The organism is Paenibacillus phocaeensis, from assembly GCF_900021165.1.
GTDB lineage: Bacteria > Bacillota > Bacilli > Paenibacillales > Paenibacillaceae > Fontibacillus > Fontibacillus phocaensis.
On record NZ_FCOQ01000030.1, the window covers coordinates 86887 to 99387 of the forward strand.

General features: G+C 50.8%; 12 protein-coding genes. 4 read left to right on the top strand and 8 right to left on the bottom strand.

Annotation, left to right across the window (positions count from 1 at the left end):
- Positions 1-67 precede the first annotated feature (67 nt).
- The 5 genes from BN3795_RS19155 to BN3795_RS19175 all read right to left on the bottom strand — a co-directional run bounded on the left by BN3795_RS19155 (position 68) and on the right by BN3795_RS19175 (position 5177).
- Entirely contained in the window at positions 68-1387 is a 1320-nt protein-coding gene (locus BN3795_RS19155) for an ATP-binding protein (protein ID WP_068786301.1), read from the bottom strand.
- Positions 1384-2094 carry a LytR/AlgR family response regulator transcription factor gene (locus tag BN3795_RS19160; protein ID WP_068786302.1) on the bottom strand — a complete coding sequence of 237 codons (711 nt, stop codon included), beginning with the start codon at positions 2092-2094 and terminating at the stop codon, positions 1384-1386. Before BN3795_RS19160 ends, BN3795_RS19155 begins: the two co-directional genes overlap by 4 nt.
- 163 nt (positions 2095-2257) lie before the next feature.
- Positions 2258-4006: a methyl-accepting chemotaxis protein gene (locus tag BN3795_RS19165; protein WP_068786303.1), complete on the bottom strand. Its 1749-nt coding sequence runs from the start codon at positions 4004-4006 to the stop codon at positions 2258-2260.
- Between the two features lie 170 nt (positions 4007-4176).
- Entirely contained in the window at positions 4177-4848 is a 672-nt protein-coding gene (locus BN3795_RS19170; protein WP_068786304.1) for a DUF1129 family protein, read from the bottom strand.
- Positions 4848-5177, bottom strand: a complete 330-nt coding sequence (locus BN3795_RS19175) for a PadR family transcriptional regulator (protein WP_068786367.1) — start codon at positions 5175-5177, stop codon at positions 4848-4850. The genes BN3795_RS19170 and BN3795_RS19175 overlap by 1 nt, the downstream gene beginning before the upstream one ends.
- A gap of 264 nt (positions 5178-5441) precedes the next feature.
- Here BN3795_RS19175 and BN3795_RS19180 point away from each other — a divergent pair, with 264 nt between their 5' ends.
- The gene (locus BN3795_RS19180) at positions 5442-6359 is read left to right on the top strand and encodes a hypothetical protein (RefSeq protein WP_068786305.1); all 918 of its coding nucleotides are present in this window, start codon (positions 5442-5444) and stop codon (positions 6357-6359) included.
- A gap of 120 nt (positions 6360-6479) precedes the next feature.
- Here the strand turns inward: BN3795_RS19180 and BN3795_RS19185 are convergent, their stop codons facing one another.
- Positions 6480-8282 (bottom strand): helix-turn-helix transcriptional regulator, encoded by a 1803-nt coding sequence (locus BN3795_RS19185; protein WP_068786306.1) that lies wholly within the window; start codon positions 8280-8282, stop codon positions 6480-6482.
- 183 nt (positions 8283-8465) lie between these two features.
- Between BN3795_RS19185 and BN3795_RS19190 the strand changes: the two genes are divergently transcribed.
- From BN3795_RS19190 to BN3795_RS19200, 3 genes are read left to right on the top strand one after another with little or no spacing between them, the layout of a single operon-like run.
- Complete coding sequence (locus BN3795_RS19190) at positions 8466-9380, top strand: ABC transporter ATP-binding protein (RefSeq protein ID WP_068786307.1); 915 nt, start codon at positions 8466-8468, stop codon at positions 9378-9380.
- Positions 9377-10312, top strand: coding sequence for an ABC transporter permease (locus BN3795_RS19195; RefSeq protein ID WP_068786308.1), 936 nt, complete (start codon positions 9377-9379; stop codon positions 10310-10312). Before BN3795_RS19190 ends, BN3795_RS19195 begins: the two co-directional genes overlap by 4 nt.
- Before the next feature lie 42 nt (positions 10313-10354).
- Complete coding sequence (locus tag BN3795_RS19200; protein ID WP_068786309.1) at positions 10355-11068, top strand: DUF4097 family beta strand repeat-containing protein; 714 nt, start codon at positions 10355-10357, stop codon at positions 11066-11068.
- A gap of 62 nt (positions 11069-11130) precedes the next feature.
- Here the strand turns inward: BN3795_RS19200 and BN3795_RS19205 are convergent, their stop codons facing one another.
- Positions 11131-11790 carry a GntR family transcriptional regulator gene (locus BN3795_RS19205; RefSeq protein ID WP_068786310.1) on the bottom strand — a complete coding sequence of 220 codons (660 nt, stop codon included), beginning with the start codon at positions 11788-11790 and terminating at the stop codon, positions 11131-11133.
- Positions 11783-12490 (bottom strand): hypothetical protein, encoded by a 708-nt coding sequence (locus BN3795_RS19210; protein WP_068786311.1) that lies wholly within the window; start codon positions 12488-12490, stop codon positions 11783-11785. Before BN3795_RS19210 ends, BN3795_RS19205 begins: the two co-directional genes overlap by 8 nt.
- Positions 12491-12501: the final 11 nt, after the last annotated feature.

Consider the following 12501-nt stretch of genomic DNA (forward strand, 5'->3'; position numbering starts at 1 on the left):
GAACTGTACCGCGACACACAAAAAAGGGCGTGCAAGCCGCCAGTTGTACTGACCGCTCGCACGCCGCTTAACCGAGGTTCGCATGCTTCATCGGAATTAAAATCTTCAGCTCAAACCAGCTGTCCTGCCTTCCGATACTGACGACACCGCCGTATTTTTCCACGGAATAACGAATGCTTTTTAACCCGTAGCCATGATTAAACGTATCCGTCTTTGTCGTTACCGGCAAATTGCCGTCCAGTTCCAGTTCGCCTTCAAAATAATTCTCAAAGCGGATCATAATAAAGCCCTTCTGCGCAAACACCGACACATGGATCAAGCGCTTCTCCGCTTCTTCAATGCGTTGTTCATATTCGATCGCATTATCGAGCGCATTGCCAAAAATCGTACAGATATCGATGATATCGAGCTCGCGAAGCAAGCTTCCGTCCGCTACGCAAGTAAGCGTGATCCCATTTCTAATACAGTACATATTTTTGCTGGCCAGCAGCGTATCCAGCACATGATGGCCGGTTTTGTTCTGCGCTTCGAAGAGTTTGATTTCGTCTTCCATTTTTTTCAGATAAGCATTGCGTTTCTCCGCATCTTCTTCGGCCCGCACCGCAATAATTTGATTTTTCAAATCATGATACTTAATGTTAATCAGCTCGATGCTTTCTTTCGATTGCTGATACTGCGAGAATTGGTGCTGCAGCAGGTTTTGCACCGCTTTCAGCTCGTGCCGGATGCGCAGCTCATTAAGCTGAATGTGGTAAGCATATAAAATCGCAAAGCCGCCCAGGTCGACCAGGGTACGAATATTCAGAATCTCCTGCGCATACTGTCCGCTGAACGGCGTCCGCGTGCTGACAAAGCTCAGGTTGCTGATGCCGAATACGGCGGCGCCGATAAATACCGTCGACCATAACTCGCGCTGCTTAATATTCAGCTTGCCCTCCTCGGGAATATGCCGCTTCTCCAGCAGCCAAATGAGCGCAAACGCCGCTCCGTAGATCAGAATCAACAGCAAGGTTTCCTGCCAGACCGGAGCAGGCTTGTCCCGCCAAACGAACACGTGAACCTGCCATTCCAAGGAAGCGACAAATTCGGCGGCGACAAAAGCCCTCACGCTGAAATATCCCGCTTCCTGCACACTAATGTGGCAGCTGGTATAAATGAAATAAAACATGAGGCCAATCGCAGCGATCATACAAGGAATCCAAAAATAGATCGGCAGATTTTTCGTCAGCATCAAAAACAAGGACTGCACCCCTAGAAAACCGGCTGAATAAGCGAATAAGCTCCACCCCTTCAACCGTTTTCTCAGCGGCATAATGTACACGATGCAAGCGAGCCATTCCGCCAGCGCGGTATATAAACGGGGGATTTCCGGAAAAACGGTATTCACTTGATCACATCCCCCCAATAATTCGATAAGGCTTCCATAAACGCTTTACGTTTGGGGCGGCTGATCAGCAGCCGCTTGCCTTTAACGACGGCGAAAATATCGTCCATCCCCTCCACATGCTCCAGGTTGATAAAATACCCTTTATTGCCGCGAAAAAAAGGATGCTCCGCCAGCAGTTCCTCCAGTTCCTTCATCGTGCCGAAGGTTTCGACCTCTTCCGTTTTCATAACAAAGATCAGTTTATGACCCTGACTTTCGATATAATAAATATCCGAGATGCGAAAGCGCTTTACTCCGCCCTTGATCTTGATCGTGAGATAATGCTCCTCCCGTCTCTTCATTCGTTCAATCGCCCGGTTCAAGCGCTGCGAAAATTGAAAATAGGAGATCGGCTTCAAAATATAATCAAGCGCATCCACCTCATAACCTTTGATTGCATACTGCGCCATGTTGGTAATAAACATAATGACCACTTCGGAATCCATCTTCCGGATTTCTTCCGCTGCCGACATGCCGTCCATAAAGCGCATCTGCACATCCATGAGGACGATATCAAACTGCGCCTTGTAATCCTCGACAAACTCATCCCCATCCGCATACGTTGCAATTTCGATGTGTTCTCCCCGTTCTTGCTCAAACTGTTGCAGAAATGCCGCAAGTTGTTCCTGGTAATGAACTTCATCCTCAACGATCGCGATCCGGATCATACCTCTTCCTCCCAATTGACTCAACCTAACTATGTCCTTTAATCAAAATACCATGATTATAACAAACAAAGGCATATCTATCTATCCCATCACGATCAAATTCCATATTAAAAAAGCTCCTGCCTCCCCAGAGAAGGAGAAACAGGAGCTCTTACTCTTAACCTCACGCTTTAAATTTGGCTACCAAACTCTGCAGTTCTTCCGCCATGCCTGCCAACGTGGCCGCGGAGGACGTAATCTCTTCCATCGACGCCAATTGCTCTTCGGAAGCCGCCGCCATACTTTGGGAGTTTCCTGCGGTTTGATCGGAGATCAGCGCCACGGCTTCGATCATGGCCACCATGTTCTGGGAAGAAGCGCTAACTTCCTGCACAACGGCGGAAACCTCCTGGGACTGGGACGAGACTTCGCCGATCATGCGGGTGATGATCCTGAAGCTGTCTCCGGTTTCCCGGGTTTGCCGCAACCCTTCGTCAACGGCGCGAGTTCCCTCCAGGATGGCCGTCACCGCGCCTTGAGTTTCATTTTGAATGTCCTGAATCATCAAGCGGATCTTATCGGCGGCTGCGGAGGATTGTCCCGCCAATTTCCGAACTTCGTTGGCCACGACGGCGAAGCCTTGGCCGTCTTCCCCGGCTCTGGCCGCCTCGATCGCCGCATTTAAGGCCAGCAAATTGGTTTGATTAGCGATCTCCGTAATCAGAGAGATCACTTCCCCGATCTCGCCGGATTTCGCCCCTAACGAGTGGATCGCCTGGGCCGTCGCTTCAACCCGCTCCTGCACCACGCTCATTTGTTCTTCCGTTTGCTTCACCACTTCATGGCCCTTTACGGTTTCCTCATTGGCGCTGACGGCCGCTTCGGCAACCGCCTGAATCGAATAAGCCACCTGCTCCATGCCTTTGGAAATTTCGCTGACGACCTCATTGGCATCGTTCGCGGTTTTGACTTGTTGCTCCGCTCCCACCGCCACTTCCTGGGCGGATTGCGCGATTTGTTCGGTGGCTTTGGACGTTTGTTGCGCACTTGCGTTCAATTCTTCGGATGAAGTGGCCACCTGCTCGGAGCTGCCTGACACATGACGAATCAACTCTCTCAGGTTGCCGGTCATTATGTTAAAGCCTTCCGCCAATCTCCCCACTTCGTCTTTATTTTTGACGGCCACCGGTTCCATCGTCAAATCGCCGCCGGCCACTTTTTCCACTTGTCGAACTATCACGGAGATCGGCCTCACGATCGAATTGACGAACAGCCATGCGGCGATTGCGCCGATTGCCAAAGAGATCGCCAGAGTCAGGACGAGAATGCGCAGCACCTCGTTTGCCCCTTGGTTAAATTCGCTCTTATAAGCCCCCGAACCTATAATCCACCCCCAGTTTTCGTCCATTTCCACATAAGAAATTTTAGTCTCGTCTTCACCGGAGATCGGATTGTTCCAAATATAAGTGTAGAAACCTCCCCCGGCCGTGCCGAGTCCGATGATCGTCTTGCCCATTTCCACGCCGTCTTCGGTCACGATCGTATTCATGTCCGCGCCCTCGTTGGCGGGATTCATAACGGAGATGCCGCTTTTGTCGACCGCATATAAATATCCGCTTTGGCCAACCACGTATTTGGGGTTAATCGGCCGTTTATTATCCGAGCCCTTGGGTCCGAGAATCTCCTCACGGAACATATCCTGCGCTTGCTCAAGCGTTAAATGACCTGCTTCCACTTCTTTGTTCAAATTGTTGATCATGGCGATTGCCAGGCGAACGCTGCTCTTCAACTGGGCCTGGCCCGAGGCATCCAGTTGTTGCTTGGAAGTGTTATACGCCAGGTAGCCAAGCAGAAGCGAAGGGACAGCCAGAAGCAACAGACATAGCAAAAGAAACTTGGGACGTAAGGCGTTAAAGCGGAATGTTTTCATCATAAGCGGTATCTCCTCTGGTTATATTTCGGCATTATAATACATATTTCGACAAAACCTCGTTCAAAATTTAGATAATTTAAAATTTAAACAAGAAGATGCCGCCGAGCCGTACCGCAGTGCCTTCGCCAAAGTCCAAAATCCCCTGAATATCCGGACTTTCAAATCCAGCGTTATTTTTTCGCCAACCCTTTCCCGACCCCATACAATACCACCCCAATGATGATGAACCCGTAAACGGGAATCTCAAGAGGAGCGCCAAAGGAAGGCATGAAATAAAGGCCTGCCAGAAATAAACCAAAGGTGCCTCCGCTGATCAGAAACAACATCGCAAATTCTAATCTTCTGTTGCCCGTTCGAAAAGCGGACCAACGAAGATACCGCAATATTGCGGCACAAAACAGGTAAACCACAAGAACAGAGCCGGCGGCACCCACCGCTAAACTCCCCAAGTACATACGATAAACGGTATTTCCCATACCGAACCCATAGCTGAAAATCGTCCCTAGCAGTCCTGTAGTAAAAGAAAAGAACCCCAGAAAAATCGCACCGGTCATGGCGATTAGCTTTATCATTTCTTTAGGCAAAGCTGTGGGGAGCTCGCCGGCAATTTCCTGGGCGTACGCCTTCGGGTCGTCTCCAAACACCTCTTCGGCAGTACGGCCTTCCCCTTGAGCTTCCAGGAGGTGATCAAGCACCTCCATTAAAATCTCTTCCGTTTCCTGCTCTGATTTATGAAAGCTCGTTCGGATGTAAATCAGCAAGCCGGAATAGTACTTTTCATTTTCCTTGTTCAGCAGCTCCCGTTTTCTATTGTTCTCTTGGATCAATTCTTGAATAAGCATCACACTCCGCCTCCCTTTTGCAGCAATTCGTCCACCGGATCCCTCAGGCTCTCCCAGTGCTTCTTGAATTCTTCCAAGGCTTCCTTCCCTCTCTCGGTGAGGGTGTAATATTTCCGGTTCGGGCCACTTGGCGATTTCTTCATTTCCCCGACAATCCACTTCTCCTTCTGAAGCCGGAGCAAAATCGGATAAATCGAACCTTCGCTTACTTCAATGCGCATCGCATGCAGCTTCATGGTAAGTTCATAACCGTAAATCGTTTCCTTGGAGATCACGGCGAGAATACAACCTTCCAGAATTCCTTTTAATAACTGGCTTCGCACCGACAATAAGACCACCTGCTCCCCTTCGATCACCACTATCTTGCATAACAATATAGATGCCATCTATAAAGCTATCTTGCATTGCAAAATAGCTTGTGTTTACTTTATCAAAATGCGGGGGGTATTTCAAGAGCGATCCTTCGTACATGGAGGAGTGTAGATAGAAGCCGGTGTTAGGGAAAAGCGGCGTGTAAAATACGGAACAAGATATGCCGTTAATAGAGATATAGGTTTTTTATTTTCGCGGCAGGATGTATAGGGAGGTATAACATGAAAATCGAAAGTCAGGTTATCCCATCGCTTCCAAGACTCTACACGCAACAACGGGATAGCAACTCAATGGACCCTCAAGCCAAACTGGAAACCGGTCCCGCCCTTCCGGGACACGACAGCGTGGAGATCAGCGAGGCGGGCAAGCGACTGGCCGCCGGGATCACCGATCGGCAATTGCCTGTAGGCGCGGTCAAACATCATTCGATCCGGCCGATGTTCACTTCCGAAATCGATGCTTCCTTGGAGCAATTGCTCACCGGACAACCGCCTGAAGTGGAAGAAGCGGTCAATTACTTGATCAGCTCCAACTTTGTCCCAGACGGCTCCGTCTCGGACGAAAGCCAACGGGCCGCGCTGCTGGAGAGCGGGCTGTCCCAGGCGAAATTCATTGCGGACAATTACATGACGGAAGATGAAGCGAAGCGGTTTCTGTCTACCATGGACATGATCGCGGCGTACGCGAAAACCAGAACGGTCGATCCGGAGACCGGACAAGCCCGCTATATCGAACTCCATCGCAAACCGGAGGGCGCTCCCGATGATTATGTCGATATCGATCACTTAATGAAGAAGCATGATCCGGAATCCGCGCGCGAAGTGGCCGAGAGCCTTCAAGATGCCGTAAACGGCGGCAGCGGCGCAGGCTTTGCACAAATCTTGCGGGATTTTAATCAAAAGCTGGCGCAAAATCCGAAATGGCTGGAAGAATACCGCGCCGAAATCGACCAGGCGGATGCCGTCTTGAAAAACACGAAAATCGACAACCGGTTTGAAGGAGCCGACACCTCGGATATGGCTGCGTTCTTACGGGATATGAACGATCAAATTCAAAACTTATCCTTTGATAACAAGGACTTCTTAACCCGAAATATCGAATATTTCGCGCTTGTTCTTGGTGGAAAATCGTTCCGATGAATCCGAAACTGGCCCATCCAGAGATTATAGTCCCTGGATGGGCCAGTTTTCTGTTACCTATTCGTGGAACTGGTATGATGGGAGATGCAGGCAAAAAATCAGGATATTTCATCCCGCATCTCAGGAGCTTTTGGCACAGAGCTGTTCCTCTTTGGCTTTCGCGACAGCCGCATCGCGATCGTTCACTTGCAGCTTGAGATAAATCGATGAAATATAATTGCGGACCGTCCCTTCCGACAGGTGCAGCCTCTCGGCAATCGCCTTGTTCCGGATCCCTTCCGTCAGGCACTGAAGAATATCCTGTTCTCTCTCGGTTAAACCGTAAGGATTGGCCACGTTGTTCTCCGGCTGCTGAAAAAGCTGCTGCGCGACATGCGGCGAGATCATCGTGCCCCCGCTATACACGAGTCTGATCGTCGCCGCGAGTTCCTTCGGATGCACCGACTTCAACAGGTACCCCTCCGCCCCCAGGCGCAGCGACTCTGCCGCAACGTCGACCTCATCCAACGTGGTCATCATGATGACGCGGACCTCCGGCCATTTCTCCTTCACCAGCCTGGTGGCATGAAGGCCGTTCATTTCCGGCATGTGGATGTCCATCAAGATGAGATCCGGCAGTTCCCGCTCGCAGGCCTCCATCGCCTGCCTCCCGTCACCGGCCACGCGAACCTGCATATCCTTTTCTTCGCCAAGCAGCAGTCTCAGACTTTCGAGCACCAGCAGTTGGTCGTCTACGATAAGCACCCGGATGCGATCGGTCCCCTCATGGGCCCGGTTAGGTATGGCGCAGGTGACGAGGGTTCCTTGTTCTTCATGGGAGTGAATATACAGATTCCCTTGCAGGGCGGACAGACGATCACGCATCGCGTTCAGGCCGAACCCATATTGAAGCTTCGAGCTTCCCGCACCGTTATCCTGGATTTGCAGCATGAGCGAAGCCGCATCGTATTGAAGCGTTACTTCAATCCGGCTGGCGCGACCGTGTCGGCTGGCATTGGTCAGAGACTCCTGAAGGCAGCGGTACAGCACGAGCTTGGCTTGCTTCATGACCGGGTAAGGCTGACCCATCGTCCGAAAAAACACGCGAATCCCCGTACTCGTTTTGAATTCTTCAATCATTTGCATCAGCGCCTGATCCAGCGAAACCGATTCCTCCACAGGGTCCATGCGATGGACTTGGCGCCTGATCTCATCCAGCCCGTTTCTGGCCAAGCTCAGCAATGCGCCAAGCTTCTCTTCCCCTTCCGGCGAACCGATTTGGGACCGCAGCGCTTCCATGCCCAGAATTAATGAAGTATAGCTATGCCCGATCGTATCGTGCAGTTCTCGGGCCAAACGGTAGCGTTCCTCGAGCAGCGTCATCTTTTCGATCTGGGACGAATATTGCTCCAGGATCATGTACTGCTCTTTCACAACGGCAAGTTTGTTGCTGATGTTGTTAATGGCGACCGCCCCTTTTTGCAGAGCAAAACCGACACCATAAAGCACCAGCGCGTCCGCTACGCTCTGCCCCCAGAAGGGGCGCTGTGACGCAAGCGGACTGCCGGGTGCCGTCGCACTTATTACAAAGATGCCTACAGCTAACGGTAATGCCAAAGCATGGCCTCTCCCGCGGGTGTAAAACCCGAGTATAAGAAGGACGGGGAGGAACAATCGAAGCAAACCGAAGTTGTAAGCCAGCAGGATCGAAGTTCCTCCAGCCAGGATCAGTACGGCCGTAAGATAAAGCGGAAATTTGTAATGAACCAGAATGAATGGGAATAAATAACTGGCCAGGAGTACCGGCAACACGAATCCCAACGGAAAATCGGGCTGATCTTGATACATAAAGATCAAAACCGCGGTGACCCAAACGCCGTGAATACACAGCATGACCCAATCCGGCCATGACCATTTCCCGCCGATATTAAAACGTTCCAACATACATACATTCCCCTGTCCTGATCGAATAAACCTTTCCCTATAGCGCTTTTCGCATTGTCACGAAAGGTAGTGACAGTTTGTAACTGGTTCATATGACAGTCTGTTCGGTAGGATGACCATGTTACGCGACTAACATTGAATTATAGCCTATTCCATACGTGAAAACAAAAGGAGTGTGCGGAAGTGACCGTATTGCAAATCGATCAGCTCAGCAAAAAAATCGGTAGGAAAACGATCGTTGATGGCCTCACCTTAACTCTGAACAAAGGGGAAATTCTCGGGCTGCTCGGTCCGAACGGCGCCGGCAAAACCACAACGATTCGTATGATCGTCGGCCTGATGAGCAGGACCTCGGGAAGGATCGTCATTAATGGCGTCGATACGAAAACCGATCATGCGAAGGCGATGAACAGCATCGGGGTGATTGTTGAAAATCCCGATCTCTACAAGTATTTATCGGGATATGACAACCTGGTTCATTTTGCGAGAATGAGCCAAGGCGTAACCGAACAACGAATTAAAGAGATCGTCACCCTGGTTGGCTTGGAACACAGCATTCATGACAAAGTGGGGACTTATTCCCTCGGTATGCGTCAGCGTTTGGGCCTAGGAATCGCTCTTATTCACAAACCCTCTCTACTCCTGCTGGACGAACCTACAAATGGTCTGGATCCGGCGGGCATCCGCGAGCTTAGGGCGCATCTGATCCACTTGGCCCGTCAGGAAGGAGTGGGCATTATGATATCCAGCCACCTGATGTCGGAGATGGAGATGATGTGCGACCGCGTGGCGGTGCTGCAGCAGGGCAAATTAATCGGCATCCGCGACTTGTCCGCATTGGCGCAAACGGACGAACTTCAAGTCCGATTTGAAGTGGACCGGCCCGAGGCGGCTGTCCAACTTCTACAAAGCTTGACCGCGGGTCTGGAGATTTTAAGAGACAACGATCATATCGTCCTACAAATCGCGAAAGCTAGAATACCCGAGCTGACCCAGAAACTGATGGCGGCCGGTATCCAAATCTATGGCGTCCATACGCTCAAACCCTCTTTGGAGGATACGTTTCTGGAAATGACGGAAGGAGACAAGGCCAGATGATCAACCTGATTCGCAATGAAAATATGAAGATTTACAAAAGAAAGCGCAACTGGATTTTAATCGGCATCGTCGTTTTGTTCACCCTTATTCAGTTTGTGAATTTGAAGTCTTCCGGCAGCGCCGTTGTCGAAGAGGATTGGCGCAGCCAACTTGAACAGGAAATCGCCTTTCTCAAGCTTGAGATGAACGAGCCGGACGCGTTACCCATTGAACTCAAGCAGGCGCAAAAAAACATCCTGCTTAACCAGTATCATCTGGATACGGATCTGCCCCCTTCAATAAACACCTGGAGTTTTGCCGTAGACCAGGCAGGAAATCTGATGATCGCCGTTTCGTTCATTTCCGTCATTATTGCCGGAGAAATTGTGGCCGCCGAATTCATCAGCGGTACCATCAAGCTGTTGCTGACGCGATCCGCGAGTAGGACCAAAATTTATTTCTCCAAGTACATGGCCTGCCTTCTTTTCGGGCTTGCTCTATTGTCAATCGGAGCGGTGATTTCCGTAGTTCTTGGAGGCGTGGTTTTAGGTTTTCAAGGATTGGGTAGTCCATACCACTACGTTCAGAACGGCGTTGTGGAACAAACCACGATTATTCAGGCCTTATTCGAAGCCTACTTACTGCAAATCCCGTTTCTGCTGCTGACGGTTACTTTAGCGTTTATGATTTCTGCGGCATTCAAGAGCTCAACCTTCTCCATCGTCATCTCCCTGCTTATGACCGTGGCGGGATTTGTTATCGCAACGGCGATGAACGGTTGGGGATGGACCAAATATTTCGTTTTTTCGCATACGAATCTCACCCAATATGTTTTTGACGATCCCTCCGTCACGGGCATGTCCTTCGGGTTTTCGGCCGTGTTTATTCTGCTTCATCTAATCGTGATGCATTTGGTCTCCTATCCTGCTTTTGTCAAACGTGATGTGGCTTAAACGCGAAATTGGCCCAAATCAATCTTTAACTTGGAGGTTAATATGAAATACACTCAATACTTGCTCCTAATCGCCGCTTTGTTTCTGCTATCCGCCTGTCAATCGGAGACGGAAACGAAGACCGAAAGCCAAGCATTGCAATTGAACGCGGCCTCGCTGAAATCGCTCGTCATCGACCATCGAAACGGCGATATAGAAGTTATTGGTGATGCAAGGAGCGAAACGATTCAGGTTGCCGCCGAAATCAGCCATTCCGGAAATATCGATCCGAACAAGCTCCAGCTGGGGCTCGAAGAGAGCGATGGCCAAGCTCGGTTGAAGGCCTTTTTCAAAGGACAGTTTTTAGCCAGCGGAAAGGGAACGGTGAACCTGAGAATCACGCTTCCTGCTGCGTTATCGGTTCAAATCCTCTCGCATCAGGACGGAGCCATCCGCATTTCCGACCTCGCCTCCGCGGTCAGCATCGATAATGTCAACGGAAAGATCGATATTAAGAACATTGGAGAAGAGATCCATATCCATAACCGCGACGGGAACATCGATGTACAAAACGCGGCGGCCGACCTATATGTTACCAATGTGAACGGCGCAATAACCGCAGAACGGATCGGCGGCTCCGCGATCATCGACGTGGGAGACGGCAAACTCGACATTGACCAGGTTGACGGCGATGTGACCGTCAAGCAATCCGGCAATGGGGAGGTCCAAGTCGGCCATGTGAAAGGGAGCGTGAACCCGGGTATCCCAGACTTTTAGAGCAAAAAGCCGCAGCGCCCTTAACGGGAACTGCGGCTTCTTATTCACAAAAGAGCATATTTTCAGAAAAATTGCGGGTATTGCTTGGCCATGCGGTTCACCTGCTCGAGCAGGCTGCCCGAATGTTCCGTAACGGCTTGGCGCAGAGCTCCCGCATCGCGGCGGCGAATGGCCGCAACCATGTTTTCGTGCTGCTCGATGTGGGAGGGCAGAGCGCCTTCCATCTTGCCGTGCAGCAGACAGATCCGATTGTAATGAGAAGCTACCGATTCGATCGTATCCCAGGCCAGCGATTCCCCCGCCGTCTCAAAAATCAGCTGATGAAAACGGTTGTCTTTATGATAAAATTCGATAAAATGCTTCTTGTCCATGTATTTCTTCTGTTTGCTGATCAATTCCTGCAGCGTGTCCGCCACCAGCTCGCTGCATTTGCGGATGAATTCATCCACCACGGCGGATTCCAGCGAAGTTCGAATAAACCATTCCTCGCGCACCCGCTGTACATCGATTTTGGACACCACCGTTTTGCGCTGCGGATAAATTTCCACCAACCCGGACTGCTGCAGGCGCACGACGGCTTCCCGCACCGGCGTCCGGCTGACGCCGTAACGTTCGGACAACTTCTGGACGCTCACATCCATGCCCGGCTCCAACGTCATATTCATGATGTCCTCTTTGATTCTATTGTAAGTGACGTCATTCAATGAACTGCTGTTATTCATAATATTCAACGGCTTCCCTACACCTTCCCGAACTCACGCCTACAACATCACGATAGATGCTCTCCGCACCGGAAGAATCGTAACTCCAATACAACAGATAATCCAGAACAAACGGAGAATGGTGCAGTCCGTTCAGTTCCCGGGTAAACGCCATAGCGCCGATTTCACTCAAAGCGCGGATCGTAGAATCGTTCTTGAGCCCGAGAAAATGCCATAAGCGAATTTTCGCGGTTCGCGTGTAAATTTCGGTTGCAAACCGGTCTTCCACAGCATGAAAAATTTCATGCCCCAAGATAGTATTCATTATATCATCTTGCCGAAATAGATCAACCAAACCCGCTGCCTCCGCGGACACCCGCCGCGCCGCTCGGCGCGCGGGTTCCGTCATCATGACGATGTTGTCCGGCGGCGTATAGCAGGCGAACAGGAGGCGTTTTCCCGTCATGGAGGTCTCCTTGAGCTCGATCTTTAACTTTAGTTTGTCGGCAAGCCGGCGTACATCCGTACAGCCGTATTCCTCGATCATACGCCGGGCGTATTGTTTGCCGCAAAGCGCCGCTTTGGCCGTCAGCTCCGCGGTTTGTTCCGGCCGGATCCGGCGGCTTAGCGGATCTCTGGATAAGGCATACGCTCCCCAAGTGTCGTCGTCCACCCGCAGCAACGTCGCAAGCTTATCTTCCAACCGATTTGGCTCCCCCATGCTCCCCTCCT